The organism is Afipia sp. DC4300-2b1, assembly GCF_049895725.1.
Lineage (GTDB): Bacteria > Pseudomonadota > Alphaproteobacteria > Rhizobiales > Xanthobacteraceae > Afipia > Afipia broomeae.
Window position 1 is genome coordinate 66269 of sequence record NZ_JAFCSX010000005.1, and the last position, 26135, is coordinate 92403.

General features: G+C 62.9%; 22 protein-coding genes. 14 read left to right on the forward strand and 8 right to left on the reverse strand.

All coding sequences use genetic code 11. From position 1 onward, the window contains the following. Positions 1 to 11: 11 nt before the first annotated feature. The 7 genes from rseP (at position 12) to lpxB (ending at position 8557) form a co-directional block, all read left to right on the forward strand. Complete coding sequence (rseP, locus tag ACP7AL_RS19935; RefSeq protein ID WP_425993652.1) at positions 12 to 1160, forward strand: RIP metalloprotease RseP; 1149 nt, start codon at positions 12 to 14, stop codon at positions 1158 to 1160. Positions 1161 to 1332: 172 nt separating this feature from the next. Beyond that, positions 1333 to 3873: an outer membrane protein assembly factor BamA gene (gene bamA, locus ACP7AL_RS19940; RefSeq protein ID WP_425993654.1), complete on the forward strand. Its 2541-nt coding sequence runs from the start codon at positions 1333 to 1335 to the stop codon at positions 3871 to 3873. Positions 3874 to 4017: 144 nt separating this feature from the next. Next, positions 4018 to 5097, forward strand: coding sequence for a UDP-3-O-(3-hydroxymyristoyl)glucosamine N-acyltransferase (gene lpxD / locus ACP7AL_RS19945; RefSeq protein ID WP_425993656.1), 1080 nt, complete (start codon positions 4018 to 4020; stop codon positions 5095 to 5097). Further along, positions 5097 to 5555 carry a 3-hydroxyacyl-ACP dehydratase FabZ gene (gene fabZ / locus ACP7AL_RS19950; protein WP_006020730.1) on the forward strand — a complete coding sequence of 153 codons (459 nt, stop codon included), beginning with the start codon at positions 5097 to 5099 and terminating at the stop codon, positions 5553 to 5555. Before lpxD ends, fabZ begins: the two co-directional genes overlap by 1 nt. Before the next feature lie 148 nt (positions 5556 to 5703). Next, positions 5704 to 6534, forward strand: a complete 831-nt coding sequence (lpxA, locus tag ACP7AL_RS19955) for an acyl-ACP--UDP-N-acetylglucosamine O-acyltransferase (RefSeq protein WP_425993658.1) — start codon at positions 5704 to 5706, stop codon at positions 6532 to 6534. Further along, positions 6531 to 7385 carry an LpxI family protein gene (locus tag ACP7AL_RS19960; protein ID WP_425993660.1) on the forward strand — a complete coding sequence of 285 codons (855 nt, stop codon included), beginning with the start codon at positions 6531 to 6533 and terminating at the stop codon, positions 7383 to 7385. Before lpxA ends, ACP7AL_RS19960 begins: the two co-directional genes overlap by 4 nt. Beyond that, positions 7382 to 8557 carry a lipid-A-disaccharide synthase gene (gene lpxB, locus ACP7AL_RS19965; protein WP_425993662.1) on the forward strand — a complete coding sequence of 392 codons (1176 nt, stop codon included), beginning with the start codon at positions 7382 to 7384 and terminating at the stop codon, positions 8555 to 8557. The genes ACP7AL_RS19960 and lpxB overlap by 4 nt, the downstream gene beginning before the upstream one ends. A 70-nt stretch (positions 8558 to 8627) precedes the next feature. On the opposite strand, the gene gltA is transcribed toward lpxB, so the two are convergent. Together gltA and gltX are read right to left on the reverse strand one after the other, a co-directional pair. Next, the gene (gene gltA / locus ACP7AL_RS19970; RefSeq protein ID WP_425993664.1) at positions 8628 to 9932 is read right to left on the reverse strand and encodes a citrate synthase; all 1305 of its coding nucleotides are present in this window, start codon (positions 9930 to 9932) and stop codon (positions 8628 to 8630) included. 178 nt (positions 9933 to 10110) lie between these two features. Next, the gene (gltX, locus tag ACP7AL_RS19975; RefSeq protein WP_006020725.1) at positions 10111 to 11535 is read right to left on the reverse strand and encodes a glutamate--tRNA ligase; all 1425 of its coding nucleotides are present in this window, start codon (positions 11533 to 11535) and stop codon (positions 10111 to 10113) included. 213 nt (positions 11536 to 11748) lie between these two features. On the opposite strand from gltX, the gene ACP7AL_RS19980 reads away from it, so the two are divergent. From ACP7AL_RS19980 to ACP7AL_RS20000, 5 genes are all read left to right on the forward strand, one after another. After that, positions 11749 to 13416 (forward strand): glutamine--tRNA ligase/YqeY domain fusion protein, encoded by a 1668-nt coding sequence (locus ACP7AL_RS19980; RefSeq protein WP_425993666.1) that lies wholly within the window; start codon positions 11749 to 11751, stop codon positions 13414 to 13416. A 96-nt stretch (positions 13417 to 13512) separates the two neighbouring features. Next, positions 13513 to 14448 (forward strand): LysR family transcriptional regulator, encoded by a 936-nt coding sequence (locus ACP7AL_RS19985; RefSeq protein WP_425993668.1) that lies wholly within the window; start codon positions 13513 to 13515, stop codon positions 14446 to 14448. A gap of 146 nt (positions 14449 to 14594) precedes the next feature. After that, a complete protein-coding gene (locus ACP7AL_RS19990; protein ID WP_425993670.1) occupies positions 14595 to 15305 on the forward strand; it encodes an SDR family NAD(P)-dependent oxidoreductase in 711 nt (236 codons plus the stop codon). A gap of 11 nt (positions 15306 to 15316) precedes the next feature. Then, on the forward strand, positions 15317 to 15553 hold the full coding sequence (locus ACP7AL_RS19995) for a tautomerase family protein (protein WP_425993672.1): 237 nt from the start codon (positions 15317 to 15319) through the stop codon (positions 15551 to 15553). A gap of 131 nt (positions 15554 to 15684) precedes the next feature. Further along, positions 15685 to 17994: a ComEC/Rec2 family competence protein gene (locus tag ACP7AL_RS20000; RefSeq protein ID WP_425993674.1), complete on the forward strand. Its 2310-nt coding sequence runs from the start codon at positions 15685 to 15687 to the stop codon at positions 17992 to 17994. Between the two features lie 104 nt (positions 17995 to 18098). Here the strand turns inward: ACP7AL_RS20000 and lexA are convergent, their stop codons facing one another. The 6 genes from lexA to ACP7AL_RS20030 all read right to left on the reverse strand — a co-directional run bounded on the left by lexA (position 18099) and on the right by ACP7AL_RS20030 (position 24529). Beyond that, positions 18099 to 18806 (reverse strand): transcriptional repressor LexA, encoded by a 708-nt coding sequence (gene lexA, locus ACP7AL_RS20005; RefSeq protein ID WP_006020719.1) that lies wholly within the window; start codon positions 18804 to 18806, stop codon positions 18099 to 18101. Positions 18807 to 19018: 212 nt separating this feature from the next. Then, complete coding sequence (gene glp / locus ACP7AL_RS20010; RefSeq protein ID WP_425993676.1) at positions 19019 to 20227, reverse strand: gephyrin-like molybdotransferase Glp; 1209 nt, start codon at positions 20225 to 20227, stop codon at positions 19019 to 19021. 10 nt (positions 20228 to 20237) lie between these two features. Continuing rightward, a complete protein-coding gene (gene moaC, locus ACP7AL_RS20015; RefSeq protein ID WP_425993678.1) occupies positions 20238 to 20747 on the reverse strand; it encodes a cyclic pyranopterin monophosphate synthase MoaC in 510 nt (169 codons plus the stop codon). A gap of 3 nt (positions 20748 to 20750) precedes the next feature. Continuing rightward, positions 20751 to 21572 carry an indole-3-glycerol phosphate synthase TrpC gene (trpC, locus tag ACP7AL_RS20020; protein ID WP_425993680.1) on the reverse strand — a complete coding sequence of 274 codons (822 nt, stop codon included), beginning with the start codon at positions 21570 to 21572 and terminating at the stop codon, positions 20751 to 20753. A gap of 13 nt (positions 21573 to 21585) precedes the next feature. Beyond that, positions 21586 to 22599 (reverse strand): anthranilate phosphoribosyltransferase, encoded by a 1014-nt coding sequence (gene trpD, locus ACP7AL_RS20025; protein WP_425993682.1) that lies wholly within the window; start codon positions 22597 to 22599, stop codon positions 21586 to 21588. Positions 22600 to 22633: 34 nt separating this feature from the next. Further along, positions 22634 to 24529 carry a SurA N-terminal domain-containing protein gene (locus ACP7AL_RS20030; RefSeq protein WP_425993684.1) on the reverse strand — a complete coding sequence of 632 codons (1896 nt, stop codon included), beginning with the start codon at positions 24527 to 24529 and terminating at the stop codon, positions 22634 to 22636. 273 nt (positions 24530 to 24802) lie between these two features. On the opposite strand from ACP7AL_RS20030, the gene tpiA reads away from it, so the two are divergent. Beyond that, positions 24803 to 25558 (forward strand): triose-phosphate isomerase, encoded by a 756-nt coding sequence (gene tpiA / locus ACP7AL_RS20035; protein ID WP_425993686.1) that lies wholly within the window; start codon positions 24803 to 24805, stop codon positions 25556 to 25558. A gap of 134 nt (positions 25559 to 25692) precedes the next feature. Further along, entirely contained in the window at positions 25693 to 26058 is a 366-nt protein-coding gene (gene secG, locus ACP7AL_RS20040; protein ID WP_006020712.1) for a preprotein translocase subunit SecG, read from the forward strand. Positions 26059 to 26135 lie beyond the last annotated feature (77 nt).

The following is a 26135-nucleotide window of genomic DNA, read 5'->3' on the forward strand; positions in this document are numbered from 1 at the left end:
GGGATTGCGTTGTGGATTTTTTCCTGAATGGTTTCAATACGTTGAGTCATGGCCTGATCGGCTACATCATCCCCTTCCTGTTCGTCCTGACCATCGTTGTCTTCTTCCATGAGCTTGGCCATTTCCTCGTCGCTCGCTGGGCCGGGGTGAAGGTCTTAACGTTCTCGCTCGGTTTCGGGCCGGAACTGTTCGGTTTCAATGACCGCCACGGCACGCGCTGGAAGGTGTCGGCGATTCCGCTCGGCGGGTACGTCAAGTTTTTCGGCGACGATTCCGAGGCCAGCACACCGTCCGCCGATACACTCCAGACCATGACCGCTGAAGAGCGCAGCGTAAGTTTTCACCACAAGAAGGTTGGGCCGCGTGCTGCCATTGTGGCTGCGGGTCCGATTGCGAATTTTCTGCTCGCGATCGTTATTTTCGCGGCTCTCTTTACGTTCTTCGGCAAGCCGAGCCAGACCGCTCGCGTCGATTCCATTCAGGAAAACAGCGCCGCCGCTGCGGCCGGGTTCAAGCCGGGCGACATCGTGACCGCAATCAACGGCGACGCGATCGAGAGTTTCACCGACATGCAGCGGCTGGTGAGCACCAAGGCGGGCACGCCGCTGGTCTTCACCGTGAAACGCGGCGACGAGGTCGTGAAACTGACCGGAACGCCTCAGCTTCGTGAAATCAAGGATACCTTCGGCAACGTCCACCGGGTCGGAATCCTCGGAATTACCCGCGCAACGGGCCCCGGCGACACCGTCACCAAACCAGTGAATCCGGCGACCGCTGTTTGGCTGGGCGTCAAGGAGACCTGGTTCGTCGTTGACCGGACCGTTGCCTATATCGGCGGAATCTTCACCGGCCGGGAAAATGCGGATCAGGTCGGCGGACCGATTCGGATCGCCCAGATCTCCGGTCAGGTCGCCACCATCGGCCTCGCGGCACTGATTCACCTCGCCGCAGTCCTGTCGGTCTCGATCGGGCTTCTCAACCTGTTTCCGGTCCCGCTTCTCGATGGCGGGCACCTTTTGTTCTATGCCGTCGAAGCGGTGCGGGGGAAGCCGTTGTCGGAGCGGTCGCAGGAGCTGGGTTTCCGGGTCGGACTGGCGCTCGTGCTGATGTTGATGATCTTCGCGACCTACAATGACATTCTGCATCTGGCCGCGTCCTGATTGCGGCTTTTTTACAGGCGTGGCCGATCAGCAACGTCTTGTTGGGAAATTGGAATTGCGCTGCGAAAGGACATTTGCCCGTTAGGCAAAATTGGCTACAAGCAGTGCAATATTTGGGGAATCTCCCGGCCCGGAAACGGGCCGGCTTTGGAATGACAAGGGCGCCTGGCGCATGATGGTTGGATTGCGAGTGCTACGGGGCGGTTTGACCGCTGCCCTGATCATGTTTGCTTTGCCGGTCGCCGCTGTGGCGACGGCCTCGCTCGTATCGTCGCAGGCTGTTGCCCAGACCGCGGCTTCCATTGGCGTGGAAGGCAACCGCCGGATTGAGGCCGATACCATCCGTTCCTATTTCAAGCCGGGCCCGAGCGGACGCCTCGACAGCGCACGCATCGACGACGGCCTGAAGGCTCTGATCGAGACCGGCCTGTTCCAGGATGTGAAGATCAACCAGGCCGGCGGCCGGCTGGTCGTTGTGGTCGTTGAAAACCCCGTCATTGGCCGGGTCGCCTTCGAAGGCAACAAGAAGGTCAAGGACGACCAGCTCACGGCAGAAGTGCAGTCCAAAGCCCGCGGAACCCTGTCGCGGGCGATGGTTCAGTCCGACACCGCGCGTATTACCGAAATCTATCGCCGCAACGGCCGCTATGACGTCAAGGTCGAGCCCAAGATCATCGAGCAGCCGAACAACCGCGTCGATCTTGTCTTCGAAATCACCGAAGGCGCGAAGACCGGCGTGAAGTCGATCGAGTTCATCGGCAACCAGGCCTATTCGGGTTACCGGCTGCGGGACGTGATCAAGACCCGCGAAAGCAATTTCCTCAGCTTCCTCGGCGGCAACGACGTGTACGATCCGGACCGCATCGAGGCCGATCGCGACATCCTGCGCAGGTTCTACCTCAAGAACGGTTACGCCGACGTCCAGATCGTCGCTGCGCTGACGGAGTACGATCCCGAGCGCAAGGGTTTCCTCGTGACCTTCAAGATCGAGGAAGGCCAGCAGTACCGCGTCGGTTCTGTCGACTTCCAGTCCAGCATCGCCACGCTCGACGGCAACTCGTTCCGCAGCCTCTCTCGCGTCAACGTGGGCTCAATCTACAATGCCGAAGCCGTTGAAAAGTCGGTCGAGGAAATGTCGATCGAAGCATCGCGACGCGGTTACGCTTTCGCGACGGTGAAGCCGCGTGGCGACCGCAATTTCGAAGCGCACACCGTTTCGATCGTGTTTGCGATCGATGAGGGGCCGCGCGTCTACATCGAGCGAATCAACGTTCGCGGAAATACGCGAACCCGCGATTACGTTATCCGCCGCGAGTTCGATATCTCGGAAGGCGATGCGTACAACCGCGCGCTGGTCGATCGCGCCGAGCGACGCCTGAAGAACCTCGACTACTTCAAGACCGTGAAGGTCAACTCCGAGCCAGGTTCGTCGTCCGATCGCGTGGTTCTGAACGTCGATCTCGAAGAGAAGTCGACCGGCGACTTCTCGGTGTCCGGCGGCTATTCGACCGCGGACGGTTTCCTCGGCGAAGTCAGCATCTCGGAGCGCAACCTGCTGGGCCGCGGCCTTTATGCGAAGGCGTCCGTGCAGTACGGCCAGCGTACGCAGGGCTACACGTTGTCGTTCGTCGAGCCATATCTGCTCGGCTACCGCGTCGCGCTGGGTCTCGATTTCTATCAGCGCAAGCAGCTCGCTTCGAACTACGTGTCCTACGATTCGAAATCGATCGGCTTCAGCCCGCGACTCGGCTTCCAGCTGCGTGAAGACCTGAACCTGCAACTGCGCTACTCGATTTCGCGGCAGGAAATCACGCTGCCGTACTATCTGCAGAACTGTAACAACGATCCAAGCAGCCTGTCCTATTATCCGACTCCCGGTTACATCAATGCGGGTGGGTCGCCTAATTCGCAGCCCGGAGGTCTCTACACCGGCCCGTTCAGCGGAGCGCTTGGTGGAAGCAACTGTTTGGCTGACGGCGAAGCTTCGGTCGCTGTGAAGCAGGGACTTGCCAACGGGCCGGTCATTACCTCTGCGGTCGGCTATACGCTCGCCTACAACACGCTCGACAACAACAAGGATCCAACCAGCGGTATCCTCGCGACCCTCAACCAGGATTTCGCGGGCGTTGGCGGAGACGTGAGCTACCTGAAGACGACGGGTGACGTGAAGCTTTATACGCCGGTCGTGGCGGACATCGTCGGCGTGCTGCGCTTGCAGGGCGGTGTGCTCACCGACACCGGCAAGGGTATCCGCATGCTGGATCACTTCCAGATGGGACCGAATCTTGTCCGCGGCTTCGCACCGGTTGGTATCGGCCCGCGCGACATCAGCAACTTCGCAACGACTGGTTATGGCGATGCGCTGGGTGGCACCAAGTACTGGGGCGCTTCGGCCGAGTTGCAGATGCCGTTCTGGTTCCTGCCCAAGGAAGTCGGTCTGAAGGGCGCGATCTATGCCGATGCCGGTTCGGTGTTCGGTTACGAGGGTGTGACATCGCTTGTTGGGTCCTGTAACGGAACACCGATACAGAACGCTCAAAATCAGTGTCTGACCGTCGGCGCGGACAATGGCTTGATCCGAACGTCGGTGGGTGTGGGCCTGATCTGGCAGTCGCCGTTCGGACCGCTGCGCTTCGATTACGCAATTCCGCTGTCCAAGAGTCAGTACGACCGGACTCAGGAATTCCGGTTCGGTGGCGGTACGTCATTCTGAGCTCATAAAAGAGCTCGCACTTCAAATAGCGGGTTCCAGCCATCCGGTTGGAACCCGCTCGGTTATTTTGTTGCAGGCATTTTCCTTATGCGGTCCGGGGTTCGAGTCGCGGGAAAGTGCATTTCCCTGACCGCGGCGGATGGAATGACGCAGAGGACATTCTTTAAACGTCCTTCACCGGTGACGCTGGCAGACCTTGCCGCGCTGACCGGAGCCCAGCTCGCCGATGAAGCGCGTGCCGACAGGCTCATTGCCGGTGCAGCGTCGCTCGATCGGGCCGGGCCCGCTCACCTGACATTTTGCGAAAACAAGAAGTACGCCGCCCAGCTCGAGCAGACCCACGCCGGCGCCTGCCTGGTGAACGAGAAGCTTGAGGGCAGCGTTCCTCCCCATGTCGCGGTTCTGCGCGTCGCGGAGCCCTACAAGGCCTTTGTCGCGGCGATGCGTGCCCTCTATCCCGACACGTTGCGGCCGACCTCATGGTTCGACAACGGCGGGGTCGCGGCCGCGGCAGTTGTGCATCCGTCGGCGTATCTCGAGGACGACGTCATCGTTGATCCGCTGGCCGTGATCGGACCGGACGTCGAAATCGGGGCCGGAACCGTGATCGGGTCAGGTGCGGTGATCGGGGCGGGTGTCCGGATCGGCCGGGATTGCAATATCGGCGCGAACGCCTCAGTTCTCTGTGCGCTGATCGGCAACGAGGTCATCATCCATCCGGGCTGCCGGATCGGCCAGGACGGGTTTGGCTACCTGATGGGTGCGAAGGGGCATGTGAAGGTGCCCCAGGCCGGACGGGTCATCATCCAGAACGGGGTCGAGATCGGCGCTGGCTGCACCATCGACCGCGGGGCGCTCAATGACACCGTCATCGGCGAGGGCAGCAAGATCGACAACCTTGTCCAGATCGGCCACAACGTCGTCATCGGCCGCAACTGTGTGGTGGTCAGCCAGAGCGGGATCGCCGGCAGTTCGACGCTGGGTGACGGCGTGGTCCTTGCCGCGCGCATTGGCGTGAGCGATCACGCCACCATCGGCGACGGGGCACAGATCGCGGCACGAAGCAGCGTCGTCGGCGAGGTGCCGGCCGGCGCGCGCTGGGGTGGCTCTCCGGCCAAGCCGATCAAGCAGTTCTTCCGCGAACTGTTCGAGGTGGAGCGTCTGGGCCGGGAAGGCATTGCGAAATTGAAATCGAAGCCGTCGGGCGACGGGGAACAGACATAATGGACGAGCAGGCACCAATCACTATCGAGGCCGTGGACATCGGGCAGATCCTGAAGACTCTGCCCCATCGCTATCCCATGCTGCTGATCGACCGGGTGATCGACATCCGCAAGGACTTCAGCGGCATCGGTATCAAGAACGTGTCGGTCAACGAACCGGTATTTCAGGGGCATTTCCCGAACCGCCCGATTTTTCCTGGCGTATTGATGATCGAAGGCATGGCGCAGACGGCTGGCGTGATCGGCATGCTGTCGACGGAGACGAACCGGCCGACGGCGGTGTATTTTCTGACCATCGACAAGTGCAAGTTTCGCAAGCCGACGGGCCCCGGCGACATCATTCATTATCATATGAAGCTGGTCACGCGGCGGCGGGACATGTGGTGGTTTCACGGTGACGCCAAGGTCAACGGCGAGATCGTCGCGCAGGCCGATGTCGGTGCGATGCTGGCCGACTGACGTGCTCTGTCATCATGCGTAACAATTCATGACCACGAACGCGCCATCTTTGATCCGGGATGGCGGATCGGGTTCGTTATAAAAGTGTCGTATCGTCTGCGCGGTCCGGTTTTCGGCTGAGCGAAAGGTATGCTGACAAGAGGGGCTGATGAGCAAGATCGATCCAACGGCGCGAATTGAGGATGGAGCCGTTATCGGCGACGGTGTCTCGATCGGGCCTTACTGCATCGTGGGATCGAACGTGACGATCGGCCCGGACTGCAAGCTGCACGCTCATGTCAACATCGGCGGCCGCACCACGCTCGGCGCCGGCTGCGCGGTGTTTCCATTTGCGTCGCTCGGAATGGCGCCGCAGGATCTCGGCTATCGCGACGAACCGACCACGCTCGACATCGGCGAGGGCTGCATCATCCGCGAAAGCGTGACCATGAATGTCGGCACCGTTAAAGGCGGCGGCAAGACGCGCGTCGGCAAGCGCGGTTTCTTCATGGCGTATTCCCATATCGGTCACGACTGCCTCGTCGGAGACAATGTGATCTTCGCCAACAGCGCGACGCTGGGCGGTCATTGCGAGATCGGCGATTTCGTTTATTTCGGCGGCCTGTCAGCGGCCCATCAGTTCGTCCGGATCGGGCATCAGGCCATGATCGGCGGGGTTTCCGGTCTGCGTCACGACGTCATTCCATACGGACTTGCGAGCGGCCAGTTCGCGCATCTTGAAGGCATGAATGTGGTCGGCATGCGCCGCCGTGGCTTTACGCATTCGCGCCTCAAAGTAGTACGCGACTTCTACCAGCAGCTGTTTCATGGCGGCGGTATCTTCGCCGAACGGCTTCAAGCGTTGCGGCCAATGGGAAGCGCCGATCCGGCGATCGCCGAGATACTGACCTTCATCGACAACGGCATCAAACGGCCGCTCTGCATGGCGCACAACAACCCCAACAAGCCCTCCGAGCGCGCTCGCCTCGAACAGCGATGATGACACCTCCCGCATTGTCCTCGACAGTTGGCATCGTTGCGGGAAGCGGAGTGCTGCCGTTTTCAGTCGCCGACCTGCTGCGGGCCCGGGGCGTCGCGCCGTTTCTGTTCGCGATCCGGGGCTTCTGCGATCCGGTGCGGGTCGCGCAATATCCTCATCACTGGGTCGCACTCGGACAGGTCGGCCGGCTGACGCGGCTGATGCGAACCGAAGGCTGCCGCGACATTATTTTCATCGGCGGCCTGGTGCGCCCGGCCTTGTCGGAAATCCGTCTCGACTGGGGCACGCTGCGCGCCATTCCCGCGATTGCGGCGGCACTGCGCGGCGGCGACGATCATCTGCTGACAGGCGTCAGCCGCATCTTCGAGCGCCATGGAATTCGCGTCGTCGGCATCCAGGATGTCGCGCCCGAGCTGCTGATGCCGGAGGGCAGTCTCACACGCCGCACGCCCGATGCCGAGGCTGTCGCCGATATCGCCAAGGCGCGTGAACTGATGCAGGCGATCAGTCCTTTCGACGTCGGTCAGGGCGTTGTCGTGATCAATGGCCATGTGGTGGCTGTTGAAGATATCGAGGGCACTGACGGACTTCTGGCGCGGGTGACGCGGTTGCGGGCGGAGAAAAGAATTCGAGCCAAGCCCGGAAGCGGCGTGCTGGTGAAAATGCCCAAGGCACAGCAGGATTTGCGCTTCGATCTTCCGACGCTCGGTCCAAGGACCATTGAGGGCGTCATTGCCGCCGGGTTGGCCGGCATCGGGATTGTTGCCGGGCGTACACTGGTCGCCGAAGCAGATGTGATGACCGCGAAGGCGGATCAGGCCGGGCTCTTTGTCACGGGACTGCCGCTGTGAGCGCGGGCGAGAGCGATGCGCGCAAATCCCCGACGATATTTCTGATCGCGGCCGAGGAATCCGGCGACCGGCTCGGCTCAGGCCTGATCAGGGCCTTGCGGGAGCGGCTCGGACCTGGATTGAAAATTGTCGGGGTCGGCGGTCGTCACATGGCAGAGCAGGGGATGAGGTCTCTCGTCCCGATCGATGAACTCGCGATCATCGGTTTTATGGCAATTCCGAAGCGCTTGCCCGTGATCCTTCGGCGTATTCGCGAGGCGACGGACGAAGTCCTGAAACAGCGGCCTGACGTTCTGGTCATCATCGACAGCCCGGATTTCACGCATCGGGTGGCGCGGCGTGTCCGCGCGCGCGACCCTTCGATCCCGATTGTCGACTACGTCTCGCCCACGGTGTGGGTCTGGCGGCCGGGACGGGCGCGGAAAATGCGTGCGTATGTCGACAGGCTGCTGGCCGTTCTGCCATTCGAGCCCGCGGTTCATCGCAAGTTGAGCGGCCCGCCGTGTACCTATGTCGGTCATCCACTGCTGGATGAACTGGGTACATTGCGGCCGGATAAGCAGGAACTGGCGCGCCGGTCGGCCGCGCCGCCGCTGCTTCTGGTGCTGCCCGGAAGCCGCCGCAGCGAGATCAAACGCAACATGGCAATCTTCGGCGACACGCTGCGCCTGTTGCGTGCGCAAGGTGTTGCGTTCGAGCCGGTGCTGCCGACAGTGCCCGGATTGCTCGACAGCGTGCGTGCCGCCGCTGCGGACTGGCCGGTGCAGCCGCGCATCGTGGTCAGCGATGATGACAAGAAGGCCGCTTTCAGGACGGCACGCGCGGCGCTCGCAAAATCCGGAACGGTGACGCTCGAACTGGCGCTGGCAGGCGTGCCGATGGTCACCGCCTATCGTGTTACCGAGATCGAGGCCTTTATCGCGCGGCGCGTGATCCAGACCTCGTCGATCATTCTGGCGAACCTCATTCTCGGCGAGAATGTGATCCCGGAATTCCTGCAACAGGATTTCACGGCGGAAAACCTCGCGCCTGCCTTGCGCGATATTGTCGAAGATACCCCGGCGCGGCAACGTCAGGTGGAGGCGTTCGCCCGGCTGGAAGATATCATGTCCACGGGCGGCAAGCGGCCCAGCGAGCTTGCGGCGGACAACGTCATCGCGATGCTGCGCTAGAGGCGTCATGAGGCTCAACGAAAAAGGCCGGTGCGCTGCACCGGCCTTTTTGCTGAGAATGACGTAGCGCTTACTTGCGCTTGTCGATCCCGACGTAATCGCGGGACGTCGCGCCGGAGTAGAGCTGGCGCGGACGGCCGATCTTCTGCTGCGGATCCTGGATCATCTCGCTCCACTGGCTGATCCAGCCAACGGTGCGGGCGACCGCGAACAGCACGGTGAACATCGAGGTCGGGAAGCCCATCGCCTTCAGGGTGATGCCCGAATAGAAGTCAACGTTCGGATAGAGCTTGCGCTGGATGAAGTATTCGTCGCTCAGCGCGATCTTCTCCAGCTCCATCGCAACCTGAAGCAGCGGGTCGTTCTGGTGCCCGGTCTCCTTGAGCACCTTGTGACACATCTGCTGCATGATCTTCGCGCGCGGATCGTAGTTCTTGTAGACGCGATGACCGAAGCCCATCAGGCGGACGTTGGAGTTCTTGTCCTTCACCTTGGCGATGAACTCAGGAATCTTGTCGACGGTGCCGATCTCGGCCAGCATTTGCAGAGCGGCTTCGTTCGCGCCGCCGTGAGCGGGCCCCCACAGGCAGGCGATGCCGGCGGCGATACAGGCGAACGGGTTGGCACCGGACGAACCGGCGATGCGCACGGTCGAGGTCGATGCGTTCTGTTCGTGGTCGGCGTGGAGAATGAAGATCTTGTCCAGCGCTTCCGCCATCACCGGATTCACCTTGTACTCTTCACAAGGCACGCTGAAGCACATCTGCAGGAAGTTCGAGGCGTAATCGAGCGAGTTCTTCGGATAAACGAAGGGCTGGCCGATGTTGTACTTGTAGGCCATCGCCGCGAGCGTCGGAATCTTCGCGATCATGCGCATCGAGGCAATCATGCGCTGCGTCGGATCGGAGATGTCGGTGGAGTCATTGTAGAACGCGGCGAGGGCGCCGACCGAGGCGACCATCACGGCCATCGGGTGCGCGTCGCGGCGGAAGCCCTGGAAGAAGCGGGCCATCTGCTCGTGCACCATCGTGTGACGGGTCACGCGGTTATCGAAATCTTCCTTCTGGGCCTTGGTCGGCAGTTCGCCGTACAGCAGCAGGTAGCAGGTTTCGAGGAAATCGCCCTTTTCGGCGAGCTGTTCGATCGGATAGCCGCGGTACAGCAGGATGCCTTCGTCGCCATCAATGTAGGTGATCTTGGATTCACAGCTGCCCGTCGACGTGAAGCCCGGGTCATATGTGAACATCCCGGTCTGGGCGTAGAGCTTGCTGATGTCGATGACATCAGGTCCGACAGTGCCGGACAAAACCGGGAGATCGACGGTCTTCCCTTCAACCGTCAGCGTTGCTTTTTTGGTGTTGGTCTTTGCATCCATCGTGAAGTCCCCGGTGAGTGTTGCTCAGGGCGAGTGACGCTTAAGGCCATATAGGGGCCTAAGCGCTTTATTCCAGAAGAGTGGCTGGAATGGGTAGCTTATTGCTGTGTGCGCTGCAAGATAGGTGGGCTGCACCTAAAGTTTGGGCAGCTCTGCGTTGGTGTTTGTTATTCCAGGGCTATCCCGAGGCCTGATCCTGCAGCCGTTCGAGGCAGGTTTGCCGCCCCAGCACCGCCAGAACGTCGAAAATCCCGGGTGACGTTGTCCGCCCGGTCAAGGCGACACGTAACGGTTGCGCGATCGCCCCCAGCTTGAGGTTGTTCTGCTCGGCAAACTGGCGCATGGCCGTCTCGGCGGTCTCCGCAGTCCAGGGATCGACCTTTTCCAGCGCCGAACGAAGTTCCCCGATCAGCTTGCGGGTGTCAGGTGTGAGCACCGCCGCCGCCTTGGGCTCCATCTGGAGCGGGCGGTCGGCAAAGATAAAATTGGAGCTGTCGACCAGTTCGAGGAGCGTTTTGGCACGCTCCTTTAGGCCCGGCATCGCAGCCAGCAACTGGGCACGGGTCGTGTCATTCAGCTTGGCCTGGATGGCTGCGCCTTCGGGAATGAACTGGAGCACGTCCTCGAAGCTCGCCAGCAGCGCCTTGTCGTCGGCGTTGCGGATGTAGTGGCCATTCAGATTTTCGAGCTTGGCGAAATCGAACCGCGCCGCAGATCGACCGATCGCCGGCAGATCGAATTCCCGGATCATCTCCTCGGTCGAGAAAATCTCCTGATCGCCATGGCTCCATCCGAGCCGCACCAGATAGTTCCGCAGCGCCTCCGGCAGATATCCCTTGGCGCGGTAGGCATCGACACCAAGCGCGCCATGCCGCTTGGAGAGCTTCGAGCCATCGGGACCGTGGATCAACGGAATGTGAGCCATCACCGGAACGGTCCAGCCGAGGGCATCGTAGATGTGCTTCTGACGAGCGGCGTTGATCAGATGGTCATCGCCGCGAATGACATGGGTGACGCCCATATCGTGATCGTCCACGACCACGGCGAGCATGTAGGTCGGATTGCCGTCCGAGCGCAGCAGCACGAGATCGTCGAGATTTTCATTCTGCCAGACCACGCGGCCCTGGACCTGATCCTCGATCACGGTTTCGCCAGTCTGGGGCGCGCGAAGCCGGATGACAGGCTTGAGGCCGGCAGGCGCTTCCGACGGATCGCGGTCCCGCCAGCGGCCGTCGTAACGGATCGCGCGGCCCTCGGCCTTTGCGGCCTCGCGCATCTGCGCCAGTTCCTCAGCCGTCGCGTAGCAGCGATAGGCCTTGCCGTCGGCGAGCAACTGCTCGGCGACTTCACGGTGCCGCGCGGCGCGGGTGAACTGATAGACCGTCTCGTCGTCCCATTCGATGCCGAGCCATTTCAGTCCATCAAGAATGGCCTCGATGGCCGCATCGGTGGAACGTTCGCGATCGGTATCCTCGATCCGCAGCAGCATCTTGCCGCCGCGCTTGCGCGCATAAAGCCAGTTGAACAGCGCGGTGCGCGCGCCGCCGATATGGAGGAAGCCGGTCGGGGACGGCGCGAAGCGGGTTACGACAGTTTCGGTCATTTCAGGCGGTTCGATCGATCTCGGGGAGGGTTATCGGCGGGCGTTTATCACAACAACGGCAGACTGTCTCAGCACGAATTGCCGGGGATTTAAAACGCGCCCAAAGCCCGGATGCGGGCTTCGCCAGCGAAAAAGCCCGGTCTGGCCAGCGCCGGGCAGCACTTGGCGGGGCCTCCCGGATTTGGCACATAGGGCCCAACTGAAAGGGTACCAATGACCGACGAATCGCCTTCGACCGCAGGCCGCGACTTCATCCGCGATATTGTTGCCGAGGACCTGGCTTCGGGCCGTGCAAAGGGCGTGGTGACCCGCTTTCCGCCTGAGCCCAATGGGTATCTGCATCTTGGCCACGCCAAATCGATCTGCCTGAACTTCGGGATCGCCGAGGAGTTCGGCGGGCGCTGTCATCTGCGCTTCGACGACACCAATCCGACCAAGGAGGAACAGGAGTACATCGACGCGATCGAGCGCGATGTACGCTGGCTGGGCTTCGACTGGGGCGAGCATCTCCATTTTGCGTCGGACTATTTCGAACAGCTTTATGCCTGGGCGCAGCACCTGATCCGCGCCGGCAAGGCCTATGTCGACGATCAGACGCAGGAAGAGATCCGGCTGACCCGCGGCACCCTGACCGAGCCCGGACAGAACAGCCCTTTCCGCGACCGGTCGGTTGAGGAAAATCTCGACCTGTTCGGCCGGATGCGCGCGGGTGAATTTCCGAACGGCGCGCGCGTGCTACGCGCCAAAATCGACATGACGTCGGGCAACATCAATCTGCGCGATCCGGTGCTCTATCGTATCCTGCACGCGCATCATCCGCGCACGGGCGACGCGTGGAAGATTTATCCGAGCTACGATTTTGCGCACGGCCAGTCGGATGCGATCGAGCACATCACGCATTCGATCTGCACGCTGGAGTTCGAAGATCACCGTCCGCTTTATGACTGGTGCCTTGAAAACCTGCCGGTGCCATCGCGGCCGCATCAGTATGAATTCGCCCGGCTCAACGTGACCTACACGCTGCTGTCCAAGCGCGTGCTCACAGAACTGGTGCGCGGCGGCCATGTGTCCGGCTGGGACGATCCGCGCATGCCGACGCTTGCGGGCTTGCAGCGTCGCGGCATTCCGGCGGAAGCGCTGCGCGAGTTCGTTAAGCGCATCGGCGTCGCCAAGGCGAACAGCACCGTCGACCTCGGCATGTTCGATTTCGTGGTGCGCGAGGTCCTGAACAAGACGGCGCCGCGCCGCATGGCCGTGCTCAATCCGCTCAAGGTGGTGATCGAGAATTATCCGGAAGGGCAGAGCGAAACGCTCGAAGCCGTCAATCATCCCGACGATCCGTCGCAGGGCACGCGGCAGATTCCGTTCGGCCGCGAGCTTTACATCGAGCGCGACGACTTCATGGAAGACCCGCCGAAGAAATTCTTCCGCATGGCGCCGAGCCGCGAAGTGCGCCTGCGCTACGGCTATTTCATCACCTGCCGCGAGGTCATCAAGAATGCGGCGGGCGAGGTGGTCGAACTGCGGTGTACCTACGATCCTGCGACCAAGGGCGGCAACGCGCCTGACGGACGCAAGGTGAAGGCCACTATCCACTGGGTGAGCGCGGCGGATGCCGTGCCGGCGGAGGTGCGGCTTTACAACCTGCTGTTCACGACACCGCAGCCTGAGGCCGCGAACTTCGCCGCGCAGATCAATCCGCAGTCTCTGGAAACCGTGACCGGGATGCTGGAGCCCGCGCTGGCCAGCGACAATTTCGACGGAGCCTTTCAGTTCGAGCGCCAGGGTTATTTCGTTCGCGACAAGGATTCTACGCCCGGCAAGCCGGTGTTCAACCGCACCGTCGGCCTGCGCGACAGCTACGCCAAGGCTGCGGGCTGATCGAAGCTCGTATTCCGCATCCGTTCCGCTGTTCATCACCGGATCGCTTCCGATACCATTGCGGGAGCGATAACGAAGCGGCACGGCAGGTTGCAGATGGATCGTCTCGAAGCAATGAAGGTGTTTGTCACGGCGCTGGATGAGGGAAGCCTCGCCGGTGCAGGACGACGGCTCGGGCGGTCACCGGCAGCGGTCAGCCGGGCCATTGCCTTTCTTGAGCAGCATGTCGGCGCTGAACTGCTTCATCGCACCACGCGTACGATCAAGCTGAGCGAAGCCGGTGAGCGTTATGCCGTGGCGTGCCGGCGCGTTCTCGTTGAGCTTGAAGAGGCGGATCTGTCCGCGGCGGGTGAGCGTGCCGCTCCGCGAGGCGTGCTGACGATCACGGCGCCGCCGATCAGCGGCGAAGAAATCCTGCGCCCAATCATCACCGCCTATCTCGACGCGTTTCCGGGTGTCTCGGTGAATCTGCTGCTGCTCGACCGCCATGCCAACCTTGTGGAAGAAGGTATCGACATCGCGCTTCGTGTTGCCGAACTTCCGGACTCCGCAATGGTCGCGGTACGGGTCGGGGGAGACGTTAAGCGGGTGGTCGCCGCGTCGCCGCGTTATCTCGCCGCCCATCCTCGCATCGTCGAGCCCGCGGATCTGACCAAACACAGCATTGTCACCACAACACACATGGGGCAGGACACCTGGGTCTTTCCGCCATCTCCGGGGAGTTCGATCGCGCGATCTGTGCACTTCAAGCCCCGGTTTCTCGTGAACAGCGTACGTGCAGCGCTTGGCGCTGCGGTGGATGGCCATGGTGTGACGCGTCTCTACACCTATCACGTTGCCGAACGCGTCCAGGATGGATCGTTGAAGCTCCTGCTGCGCGATGCCGAACCCGCAGTCCTGCCGGTCAATCTCGTGATGCCGCAGGGGCGGCTGACGGTGCCAAAGGTGCGCACATTCGTTGATTTTGCAGCGCCCCGCCTGAAAGCCGAATTTGCCAGGCTGTCTGCGGAAGCCGGAACGATGAATTCCTGAACCCTCGCCATTCTTTCGGCCGGCGGAAGGATGTCTGCCGAACGTCGGCAATTCTGCCGCCTCATGGGACGCCATAGAACGATGAGCAACGGCCCGCGGGCCAGCCAGCAGCAATATCGCCGCTGGAGACATCATCGAGGCACACCATGAGCAACGCACAGAAGGTCGCAATTATCACCGGCGCATCGCAGGGTATCGGCGCCAGCCTGGTCAAGGCCTACCGGGAACGCAACTATCGGGTCGTCGCGACATCCCGCTCAATCAAGCAGGGCAGCGATCCCGACGTTGTGGCCGTCGCCGGCGATATCGGCGATCGCGCCACAGCCGAGCGCGTCGTCAAGGAAGCCATCACGCGCTTTGGACGGGTCGACACGCTGGTGAACAATGCCGGCATCTTCATCTCCAAGCCGTTCACCGAATACACGGCCGAGGACTTCAATTCGAAGATCGCGACCAATCTCGCCGGCTTCTTCCACATCACGCAGCAAGCCGCGGCGGAAATGCTGAAACAGGGCTCCGGTCATATCGTCAGCATCACCACGAGCCTGACCGACAACGCGACCGCCATCGTGCCCACGGTGCTCGCCAACCTCACCAAGGGTGGCATCAATTCGGCGACCAAGGCGCTTGCCGTTGAATACGCAACCAAGGGCATTCGTGTGAACGCCGTGTCGCCCGGCATCATCAAGTCTCCGATGCACGCCCCGGAGACCCACGAGTTTCTTGCCGCCCTTCATCCGGTGAAACGCATGGGCGAGATGCGCGATATCGTGGACGCGGTTCTCTACCTTGAATCCGCTGGCTTCGTGACCGGAGAAATCCTGCACGTCGACGGTGGCCAGAGCGCCGGTCACTAACGGAGGCTGTCATGCCGATTGTCACGATCCAGGTTACGCGCGAGGGATCCGGCCCCGGCCGGACCTCCGTCACGGCGGAAGAGAAGGCGCATCTGATTGCCGGCGCCAGCCAGCTTCTGCTCGACGTCCTCCACAAGCCGCTTGAATCCACCTTCGTCGTTATCGAGGAGGTCGACACGGACAACTGGGGATGGGGCGGCCTGCCCGCGCTCGAATACCGCAAGCAGCGCGCCGCCAGCGGCAAATAACCGGGACTGAGGCCGCCACCGCCTGGCGGCCTCAGTTTTCCGGCAAAATCGAACAGCGCATTCTGCATCCGTTCCGCTATCCAGCCTGATCGCTTCCGCTAGCATTGTCTCGGCGATGCCGGAGCGGCGCGATGGCGGGCGGGGGCGGCGAAGACCGGGAGCGATCCCGAGAGAGATCCCAAGGCCGGGCGGGGCGCGCCGTCGGCCGAGCTGTTTCTTGGCCGCCGCGCAGTGCCGTGCCTGCCGCCGCCGGCTTCACGGAAAGCGCATCGTCATTCCTCATCGGAAAAGCCCGAAGCTGGATCGCGGCGGAAGCCGGACCGGGCCGGTTGCTGCCATGGGTGCCGGTCGCGTTCGGCGCGGGCATTGCGATCTACTTCGCTGCTGACCGTGAACCCGTGGCGTCGGTTGCTGGCGCGACGGCTGTTGTGTTTTGTGCGGCGGCATTCCTCGCGCGGCGAAGCCGCATCTTTCCTTTCGCGGTGATGCTGGCCGCACTGGCGGCGGGGTTCGCCACAGCCACGCTGAAGACTGCGCGCGTCGCCCATGGCGTGCTGGCGCGACCAATGTTTTCGGTGACAGTGAAGGGATTTGTCGAAACCCGTGACGAGCGCGAGCGCACCGATCGTTTCGTGCTGCGTGTGGAAGAGATGGAGTCGCCGCGCGGTGTTATGAAGCTGGAGCGCGTGCGGCTGTCGGTGAAGAAGGGGACAGCGCCCGCCGTCGGCAGCTTTGTCGAACTGAACGCGCGATTGCTCCCACCGCTCTCGCCGCTGCGTCCGGGGAGTTACGACTTCGGCCGCGACATGTACTTTCAGGGCATCGGCGCGTCGGGCTTTGTCATGGGCGCGATCAGGACGGTTGATGCTCCACGCAGCGGCGGCGCCTATCTGCGCTACGCCGCCACGATGCAGGGGATGCGGGATGCCATCGACGCGCGCATTCGCAGTGTCGTCTCCGGCGATAACCGCGCCATCGCCACGGCGCTGCTCACCGGCCGGCGCGATGCGATTTCCGCGCCGGTCAACGACGCGATGTTCATTTCAGGACTGGGCCATGTGCTGTCGATTTCCGGCTATCACATGGCGGTGGTGGCGGGCGTGGTGTTCTTCGCCGTGCGCGCGCTGCTCGCGCTGTTTCCCGCGCTCACCGTGACATTTCCGATCAAGAAATGGTCCGCCGCCGCAGCGCTGATCGCCGCCGCTTTCTATCTGCTGCTGTCGGGGGCTGAGGTCGCCACGCAGCGTTCGTTCTTCATGACGGCGGTGGTGCTGATCGCGGTGATGGTCGACCGGCGCGCGATCACGTTCCGCACGCTCGCCGTGGCGGCGATGATCGTGCTCGCGATCGCGCCGGAGGCGCTGGTACACCCAAGTTTCCAGATGTCGTTCGCGGCGACGCTTGGCCTCGTGGCGCTGATCCAGATCGGCATGCCGAACCTGTTTGCCTCGCCCGACAATTCGCAGGTGGCGCGCGCGGCGCTCTGGGGTGGACGCGAAATCACCATGCTGGCGCTCGCGTCGCTGGTGGCCGGGTTCGCGACCATGCCCTACGCGGCGTTTCATTTTCATCGCGTGACGCCTTACGGCGTGCTGGCCAATCTCGCGGCGATGCCGGTGGTCTCGATACTGGTGATGCCCGCAGGGCTGCTCGGGCTGCTTGCGATGCCGTTCGGCTTCGACGGCGTGTTCTGGCGGCTGATGGATGTCGGCATCGGATGGATGGTGGCGGTGTCGCAATGGGTGGCGGCGCTTCCCGGCGCGATCGGCCAGATCGCGTCATTCGGCGCCGGGGCGCTGGCCTTGATGAGCGCAGGCATTATTGCGCTCGGTTTGTTGCGGACGCCATTGCGATGGACGGGAGCAGGGCTCATCGCACTGGCAACAATCTGGGCGCTGACCACGCCGCAGCCGGACATCCTTGTTGCGGGAGACGGCACCTCGGTCGCGGTGCGCGGGAAGGACGGCAGGCTGCGCCTGATGCGCACCGGAAAGGATGCTTTCCTGTCACGCGAATGGCTCGCAGCCGACGCCGACATGCGCAAGGCAACCGACGCGTCGCTGACCGATGGCGTTTCGTGCGACCCATCTGGATGCGTGGTGCAGGCGGCGGACGGCTCGACCGTCGCGCTGACGCTGAAACCCGATGCGTTCGCGGATGATTGCGTACGCGCAGCGGTCATCGTGACACTGCGTCAGTCGCCCGCCGATTGTGCGGCCATGGTGCTGGATAAGGAGATGCTGCGCAGGCGCGGCACACTCGCCCTGCGCAAAACCGCAGACGGCTACGCGATCACGGCCAACAAGCCGCGCGGCGTCGACCGTCCGTGGTCACCGGCAAATGCCGATGATGACATCGAAACACCCGCTGTACGGTCAAGCCGTCCCGCGCAGCCTGTCGATGCGACGCCGGCAGAGAGCGATCTCCAGCCGGACGATTGATCCAGCCATCATTCCGGACAGGCCAGCAAATTCAACGGGCAAGTTTCTGGATTCCGGGTTCGCTCGCAAAAGCTCGCGCCCTGGAATGAAGGAACCCGAAAGTCTCAGTACTTGCGGACAAGCCCGATCAGCTTGCCCTGAATCCGCACGCGGTTGGGCGGCAGGATGCGAACTTCATAAGCTGCGTTGGCCGGCTCCAGCGCGATGGACGCGCCGCGGCGGCGGAAGCGCTTCAGGGTGGCTTCTTCCTCGTCGATCAGCGCCACCACGATGTCGCCGGTGTCGGCGGTCTCGTTGCGCTGGATCAGCACGGTGTCGCCGTCGAGAATGCCGGCTTCCATCATGGAATCGCCGCGCACTTCGAGAGCGTAGTGTTCGCCGGAGCCGAGCATGTCGGGCGGCACGCTGATGGTGTGGCTGCGGGTCTGCAACGCCTCGATCGGCGTACCGGCTGCGATCCGGCCCATGACCGGCACGGCAACCGGGAAGCTGGCATCCTCATCAGGACCGAGGGACGGAGCCGACCGGACCTTGCCGAGGTTGCCCTCGATGACGCTTGGCGTGAAGCCGCGGCGGGCGCCGCCGGGGCTGGCACTCGTTTCGGGAAGCTTGATGACCTCGATGGCGCGGGCCCGGTTGGCGAGCCTGCGGATGAAGCCGCGCTCCTCAAGGGCGGTAATGAGCCGGTGGATGCCGGACTTGGACCGCAGGTCCAGCGCGTCCTTCATTTCGTCGAAGGAGGGCGGAACACCAGCTTCCTTGAGCCGCTCGTTGATGAAGCGCAGAAGCTCGTATTGTTTGCGTGTCAGCATCTGAATTGGTCCCCGATCCCAAGGATCTCAAGAATTCCCGCGTTCTGATCCGAAGCCGCGCCTCTCTGGATCCCCACCGAGAACAAATGGAAAGGGACACTCAGGAGTAGCGAGTCACTCGAAACAAATCATGAACGAACACTATCTGTTCCATATGTGTTCCGCAACCCCTTAATTTCACGTCAACGACGGGGCCCGTGTGATCGGGATTGTCAGTCCGGCAGCCGCAGGATCGTGCAGGGCGAGCCGGCGGGGGCCGCGGGCGCGAATGGCGGACGGACGATCAGTGCATTCGCTTCGACCAGTTTTGCCACCAGCGAACTGTCCTGCGCGCCCACCGACGTGGCGACGGGTACACCGTCGCTGCCGGCTGTGACGCGCGCCCGCAGGTAGTCCTGCCGCTTGTCGTTGGCGGGCAGCTCGCGCCCAAGCCTGGCTTGCTCGAGTGGATGATCGATCGTGGTTCGCCCGGAGAGCGAACGGATCAGCGGCACCAGAAACAGGAAAGCGCAGACGTAGGACGACACGGGGTTCCCGGGCAGGCCGAGCACGCGCATCGCCCCGAGCCGTCCGTTCATCATCGGCTTGCCGGGCCGCAGCGCGATCTTCCAGAAGGCCATGTCGAAGCCTTCGGTTGTCAGCGCGGCCTGAACCAGATCGTGATCGCCAACCGATGCGCCGCCGGTGGTGACAAGAACGTCTGCTCCAAGATCGCGCGCGCGCCGGATGCCGCCGGAGGTTTCTTCGAGTGTGTCGCGCGCGATGCCGAGTTCGATCACGTCCGCGCCTTCGCTGCGCGCGAGTGCAGCCAGCGCGAAGACATTGCTGTAGACGATCTGACCGGGGCCGGGTGTCGTGCCCGGAGGCACCAGTTCGTCGCCGGTCGCGAGGATCGCCACCTTGGGACGGCGGTGCACCGGCAACCGCGGGTGGTTCATGCCGGCAGCCAGCGCAAGGGCGCGGTCGTTGAGCAGAGAGCCGCGCGGCAGGAGCACGTCGCCCTCGCGGAAATCGATACCGGCGGGGCGGATGTTTTTTCCTGCGGTAATAGCTTCGTTGACGAGGACGAACTCGCCGTCACGCGCGGCGTCTTCCTGAATGACCACCGCGTCCACGCCGCCGGGAACAACGCCGCCGGTAAAGATGCGCGCAGCCTGTCCGGCGCCGATGCTTTGATTGAACGGCCGACCGGCAGCGACTTCGCCGATCACCTTCAGCCGCGCGCCCGGCACGGCATCCGTCGCGCGCACCGCGTATCCATCCATCGCCGACAGCGCGACGGGAGGCTGGGTGCGCAGTGCTGCGATATCGCGAGAGAGCGTGCGATGAAACGCATCTTGGAGCGCAACCGTCTCTTCGGGCAACGCAGTGGCGTCCTTGAGAACGGCGGCATAGGCCTCGGCGACCGGCATCAGCGCCATGGTGCGATCCTCAATAGTCCGCCAGATAGTGGCCGGACTTGCCGCCCTTTTTCTCGACCAGACGGATGGCGTCGATCTGGATTCCGCGCTCCACGGCCTTCACCATGTCGTAGATGGTGAGGCAGGCCACCGACACGGCGGTTAGCGCTTCCATCTCGACGCCGGTCGGGCCTTTCACTTTCACCGTGGCACGCACGCGGCAACCCGGCAGCTTGGTGTCGGGCGTAATGTCGAGCGTGACCTTTGAGAGAGCCAGCGGATGACAGAGCGGAATGAGGTCGGAGGTCCGCTTCGCCGCCATGATGCCCGCGACGCGCGCGGTGCCGAGCACGTCGCCCTTGGCGGCGTTGCCCTTGATAATGAGGTCGAGCGTCTTGCGGGTCATGATGACCTGGCCTTCGGCCACCGCGACGCGCTCGGTATCCGGCTTGGCGGAGACGTCGACCATGCGTGCTTCACCCTTGGCGTCGATATGGGTGAGGGCGGCGACTGCTTTCGTCTTTGATGTCTTTTTTGCCACGGTTCAGCGCGTCCCGGTGGCGCGTTGCGCATCGCTGCGGGCGAGCAGGGTGCGCGTTGCAGCCGTCACATCGGCCTGACGCATCAGGCTCTCGCCGACGAGAAAGGTGTTCATGCCGACGCGCGCAAGACGGGAGAGATCCTCCGGCACAAAGATGCCGCTTTCGCCGACACTGATGCGATCCTTCGGGATCAGCGGAGCGAGTTCTTCACTGGTGGCGAGCGTCGTCTCGAAGGTGCGCAGGTTGCGGTTGTTCACGCCGAGTAGCGGCGACTTCAGCTTCAAGGCGCGGTCGAGTTCCTCGCGGTTATGGACTTCGAGCAGCACGTCCATGCCATGCGCGAATGCGGCATCCTCGATATCTTTCGCCGCAGCATCGTCTAGCGCGGCCATGATAATCAGGATGCAGTCCGCGCCATGTGCCCGCGCTTCCGCCACCTGATAGGTGTCGTACATGAAATCCTTGCGCAACACCGGCAGCGAGACGGCCGCGCGTGCCGCAACCATGAAAGCGAGCGATCCCTGGAACGATGGCGTATCGGTCAGCACCGAGAGGCAAGCCGCGCCGCCCGCCTCGTAAGCTTTGGCAAGAGCAGGCGGATCGAAGTCGGCGCGAATGAGTCCCTTCGACGGCGAGGCCTTCTTGATCTCGGCGATCAGTGCGTAGTCGCCGTTGGCGTGCTTCGCGCGAATGGCTTTGGCAAAGCCGCGCGGCGCGGATGCGGCCTTGGCGCGCGCCTCGACCTCGGCGAGCGGAAGCGCGCGCTTGGCCGCGGCGATTTCCTCGCGCTTGTAGGTTTCGATTTTATCGAGGATGTCCGACAAGGGTATTGGCTCCTCAAGCATTGGAGACGGCGACAAGGCGCTTGAGCCTGTCCGCCGCCGCACCAGTGTCCAGCGCCTTGGCGCCGAGCGCAACGCCTTCCTTTAGGTCCCTGGCCTTGCCGGCGACCACGAGGGCAGCGGCGGCATTCAACAGCGCGACGTTGCGATAGGCGTTCTGTTTGCCTTCCAGAACATCGCGAAGCGCCCTGGCGTTGGCCTCGGCATCGCCACCCTTGAGGTCCGTGCTGGTGGCGCGTGGCAGCCCGCCGTCGTCCGGCGTGACTTCAAATGTGCGGATGTTGCCCTTTTCGAGAGCCGCGACGAAGGTCGGGCCGGTGAGGGTGATCTCGTCGAGGCCGTCGGAGCCATGCACGACCCACACCGATTCCGCGCCGAGATTCTTCAGCACCTGCGCCAGCGGCTCGACCCAGTGCTTGGAAAACACACCGACCATCTGCCGCTTGACGCCCGCGGGATTGGACAGCGGTCCGAGCAGATTGAAGATGGTGCGGGTGGCGAGTTCGACGCGGGTAGGGCCGACGTTCTTCATCGCCGGGTGATGCGTTGGCGCGAACATGAAGCCGATGCCTGCCTCGGCGATGCAGCGGCCTACGCCTTCCGGCGAGATGTTGATGTTAACGCCGAGCGCCGCGAGCGCATCGGCCGCGCCGGACTTTGACGACAGCGCCCGGTTGCCGTGCTTGGCGACGGGGACGCCCGCGCCGGCAAGAATGAACGATGCGCAGGTCGAGACATTGACCGATCCCGAGCCATCGCCGCCGGTGCCGACGATATCGACCGCGTCGGCAGGCGCTTTCACGGTCAGCATCTTGGAGCGCATCGCGGAGACCGCGCCGGTGATTTCGTCGACGGTTTCGCCGCGCACGCGCAGGCCCATCAGGAGGGCGCCCATCTGCGATGGCGTCGCTTCGCCGGACATCATGCGGTCGAACGCCGCCGCTGACTCATCACGCGACAGGGCTGCGCCGGTGGCGACTTTTCCGATAATGGCTTTCAGATCGTCCATGTGACTTCCGCTCAAATGAGCTTTTATTCCAACATCACTGAGCGGCTGCGGCTCCCGTCGCCACGGCAAACGCGTTCTGGTTAATCGTCACGCCAATCTCGGTTTCGAGCTTCGCGATATAGGCGGTGAGCTGCTCTTCCATTTCCGCGCGGCGGAGGCTTTCGGTCAGCTTCTTCACATCCTCGGACGCAAGATCGACCGGCGGCACGACGACGTCGGTCACCTTGAACACAATCCACTCGCTGCCGCCGCCACCTTCGGTCTGGCCGACGCCGTCCTTTGGCGTGCGGAACGCAGCCGTCACCAGCCGCTCGGGAATATCCTTGGCGTCGGTGTCGCGCTTGAACAGCTTGGCGGTCTCGACCTTGAGTCCCGCAGCCGCGGCTTCGGCGTCGAAGGCTGCACCCTTTTCCAGCTTTCCGACAATCTCGGTGGCCTTGGCGCGCAGGCGGGCCGAGATCTGCTCATCGCGCCAGCGCGCTTCGACCTGATCCTTCACTTCGTCGAGCGAACGGTCGCGCGACGGCGTCACGCCGAGGACGTCGAACCAAAGCTCGCCGCCGTTGTACTGTACCGGCTCGTTCTCCACGCCGATGTTGCTGGCGAATGCGGGCGAGACGAGATCGATGCCTTGCGGCAAACCGGCCACCGGCTTGCCGTCCGGGCCGCGACCGGAGCGATCGATGGCTTCGATCGTGGTCGCCTTGAGCCCGAGCTTCTGGGCAGCTTCGGCAATGTTCGATCCGCCGCCGCGCTCGTCCTCGATCTTGTTGTGCAGATCCTGCATCTGCGCCCGCGCACGCTCCAGCGCGATCTCGCGCTTGATCGTCGGTGCAACGTTCTCATAGGTCGGGTTGGTGCCGGGTTCGACCTTGGTGACTTTGAGCAGCGCCGTGATGAGGGTGCCCTTGACCGGTTCGCTCACAGTGTTCGGCGCGAGCGCGAATGCGGCGTCGGCGATGGCGGAGTCTCCGATCGAAGCCTTCGCCACGTTGCCGAGGTCGATATCGGCCGTGGTCAGCTTGCGCTCCTTGGCGATGTCCTCGAACGATGTTCCGGCCTTGATGCGATCGCTTGCCGCCTTGGCTTCATCGGCGTTCGGGAACGGGATCTGGAACACCTGACGCTTCTCGGGAGTCGCGTAGCGCTCGCGGCGCTGTTCGAAGACCTTCTTCGCGTCTTCGTCAGATACGGTGATCGACTTGGCGAGTTCGTCGGGCGTCAGAGCGAGTACCGCAATCTTGCGATATTCCGGCGCCCTGAACAGTTGCTTGCGCTCGTCGAAATACGCCGCCAGCGCTTCGGGTGAGGGCGGCGCGATGGTGCCCGCCTGAGCGGCTGCCAGTTTGACGTAGCTGGCCGAGCGCTGCTCGTTCTGGAAACGGACCAGCGCCTCGACCTGGGTCTTCGGCGGCTCGAGGCCCGCAACGATCGTGCCGGTGAGCTGGCGGCGCATTGCGATGCGGCGCTGCTCGGCAATGAAGCGCTGTTCGGTGTAACCGGCCTGGCGGATCGTCTGCAGGAACCGGTCATGATCGAATTTGCCGTCGAGCCCCTTGAAGGTCGGGTCGCTCGAGATGGCGCGCACGATATCGGCATCCGACTGGCCGAGCCCCATGCGGCGCGCGGTCTCGTCCAGCGCGGCGTCGGAGATGACTTCCTGAAGCACCTGACGGTCGAGGCCGAACTGGCGTGCCTGCTCCATGGTCAGCGGACGGCCGAACCGGCGCCCGATCTGCTGAACCTTGTCGGTGAACAGATTCCGGAACTGTTCGGTGGTGATTTCGGTGCTGCCGATCTTGGCGAGCGACGACTGTCCGAATCCCTTGAAGATGTCGGCGATGCCCCAGACACCGAAACTGATGATCAGCACGCCGAACAGGACGGACATCACCGTCTTGCCGAGCCAATTCGATGAGGCTTTGCGCATTCCTCGGAGCATGGGTCCAACTTGATGTTCGGGGGGTGGAGCGGCCGGCCGCAGAGGCATTACCGCGTTGTTTCGCCAACATATAAAGGGGTGCTGGTTCCCTAGCAACCATGGTGAAGGCGACGCTTCAGCGCGGTTAATGGCGCGGATATGGAAAAACCGGAACCGCCGTGTGGAAATAAGGCCTCGGAACTGGCATCTCCGATAACGCTCTGCTAGCGCAGATCGGCCGCACTGCCCGATAATCCCGATAAATTTGATGCGAGATCAATCATGACCGACAAGCGCCGTCCGCTGATCGCGGGGAACTGGAAGATGAACGGCCTCAAGGCCTCGGCGAACGAACTCGCCGCCATCGGACAGGGTGCTGAAAAGGTGTGGCGCAAGGCCGATCTTCTGATCTGTCCTCCCGCGACACTGCTCTTCACGGCCGCGGCAGTGGTCACCGGATCGAAAGTCGCAATTGGTGCACAGAATTGTCATCCGGCGCCGTCCGGCGCGCATACCGGCGATATTTCGGCGGAGATGCTGGCAGATGCCGGCGCAACCGCCATCATCGTTGGCCACTCCGAACGCCGCACGGATCACCATGAGAGCGATGCGCTTGTTCGCGAGAAGGCAATGGCGGCGTGGCGTGCGGGCGTTGTCGCCATCGTCTGTGTCGGCGAAACACAGGCCGAGCGTGACGCCGGACAGGCGCTCGATGTGGTCGGGCGTCAGTTGGCCGGATCGCTACCGGACGGGGCTACCGCAGCCAATCTGGTGGTCGCCTATGAGCCGGTGTGGGCCATTGGAACCGGCCGGACCCCGACAGCGAAAGATGTCGAGGAAGTCCATGGGTTTATCCGGGGCAAGCTGAAAGACCGGTTCAAGGACGAGGGCGATTCCGTCCGGATTCTCTACGGCGGCTCGGTAAAGCCGTCGAACGCCGCCGAATTGATGGCTGTCGCCAATGTCGACGGGGCGCTGGTCGGCGGAGCCAGCCTGAAAGCTGCTGATTTCCTTGCGATTGCTGCTGCGTGCCCCTAAATCCCATCATCTCGAAGCGGTCCGTCGGGGGTGACAATGACCCCTGCAATCGTGTACAGACCGCGCAACTTCAACCCCCGCAAGCACCGACGCGACCGGTTCCCGGCGCTGGAGGCTTGTGACGGAAGGTAACGATGCAGACTGTCATTATCGTCATTCATCTTATGCTCGTGCTGGGCCTGATCGGCGTCGTACTGTTGCAGCGATCCGAAGGTGGCGGCCTTGGCGTCGGCGGCGGGGGCGGCGGCGGATTCATGTCGAGCCGCGGCACGACCAACCTGCTCACACGCACCACTGCCATCCTGGCGGCAGGCTTCTTCGTGACAAGCCTGGTTCTGTCGTGGCTCGCGAGCTACGACCGCAAACCTGCCTCGATCCTCAACACCAGCCCTGCGCCGATCTCGCAGCCTGGTGCTCCGGCTGCGCCTGCTGGCGGTCTGCTGGACTCTCTCAAGAAGCCTGAAGCGCCGTCCGCTCCGCAGGCCCCGCAGTCGAAGTAGTGCTGTTGCAACGACAAGACTTGCAGCCATGCGTAAGCTGCTTGCCTGCAAGTCTTAGAGTTGCCTTCCAAGTACCT

What these genes read in the sequence shown, in the direction of transcription:
- glp (WP_425993676.1), bottom strand. Translation starts at nt 20,227, where the DNA reads ATGGCGCTGATGCCGGTCGCCGAGGCCTATGCCGCCGTTCTCAAGGAC.
- tpiA (WP_425993686.1), top strand. Translation starts at nt 24,803, where the DNA reads ATGACCGACAAGCGCCGTCCGCTGATCGCGGGGAACTGGAAGATGAAC.
- gltX (WP_006020725.1), bottom strand. Translation starts at nt 11,535, where the DNA reads ATGACCGAAACTGTCGTAACCCGCTTCGCGCCGTCCCCGACCGGCTTC.
- gltA (WP_425993664.1), bottom strand. Translation starts at nt 9,932, where the DNA reads ATGGATGCAAAGACCAACACCAAAAAAGCAACGCTGACGGTTGAAGGG.
- lpxD (WP_425993656.1), top strand. Translation starts at nt 4,018, where the DNA reads ATGACGCAGAGGACATTCTTTAAACGTCCTTCACCGGTGACGCTGGCA.
- secG (WP_006020712.1), top strand. Translation starts at nt 25,693, where the DNA reads ATGCAGACTGTCATTATCGTCATTCATCTTATGCTCGTGCTGGGCCTG.
- ACP7AL_RS19980 (WP_425993666.1), top strand. Translation starts at nt 11,749, where the DNA reads ATGACCGACGAATCGCCTTCGACCGCAGGCCGCGACTTCATCCGCGAT.
- bamA (WP_425993654.1), top strand. Translation starts at nt 1,333, where the DNA reads ATGATGGTTGGATTGCGAGTGCTACGGGGCGGTTTGACCGCTGCCCTG.
- lpxA (WP_425993658.1), top strand. Translation starts at nt 5,704, where the DNA reads ATGAGCAAGATCGATCCAACGGCGCGAATTGAGGATGGAGCCGTTATC.
- fabZ (WP_006020730.1), top strand. Translation starts at nt 5,097, where the DNA reads ATGGACGAGCAGGCACCAATCACTATCGAGGCCGTGGACATCGGGCAG.
- ACP7AL_RS20000 (WP_425993674.1), top strand. Translation starts at nt 15,685, where the DNA reads ATGGCGGGCGGGGGCGGCGAAGACCGGGAGCGATCCCGAGAGAGATCC.
- ACP7AL_RS19995 (WP_425993672.1), top strand. Translation starts at nt 15,317, where the DNA reads ATGCCGATTGTCACGATCCAGGTTACGCGCGAGGGATCCGGCCCCGGC.
- lexA (WP_006020719.1), bottom strand. Translation starts at nt 18,806, where the DNA reads ATGCTGACACGCAAACAATACGAGCTTCTGCGCTTCATCAACGAGCGG.
- ACP7AL_RS19985 (WP_425993668.1), top strand. Translation starts at nt 13,513, where the DNA reads ATGGATCGTCTCGAAGCAATGAAGGTGTTTGTCACGGCGCTGGATGAG.
- ACP7AL_RS19990 (WP_425993670.1), top strand. Translation starts at nt 14,595, where the DNA reads ATGAGCAACGCACAGAAGGTCGCAATTATCACCGGCGCATCGCAGGGT.
- ACP7AL_RS20030 (WP_425993684.1), bottom strand. Translation starts at nt 24,529, where the DNA reads ATGCGCAAAGCCTCATCGAATTGGCTCGGCAAGACGGTGATGTCCGTC.
- trpD (WP_425993682.1), bottom strand. Translation starts at nt 22,599, where the DNA reads ATGGACGATCTGAAAGCCATTATCGGAAAAGTCGCCACCGGCGCAGCC.
- ACP7AL_RS19960 (WP_425993660.1), top strand. Translation starts at nt 6,531, where the DNA reads ATGATGACACCTCCCGCATTGTCCTCGACAGTTGGCATCGTTGCGGGA.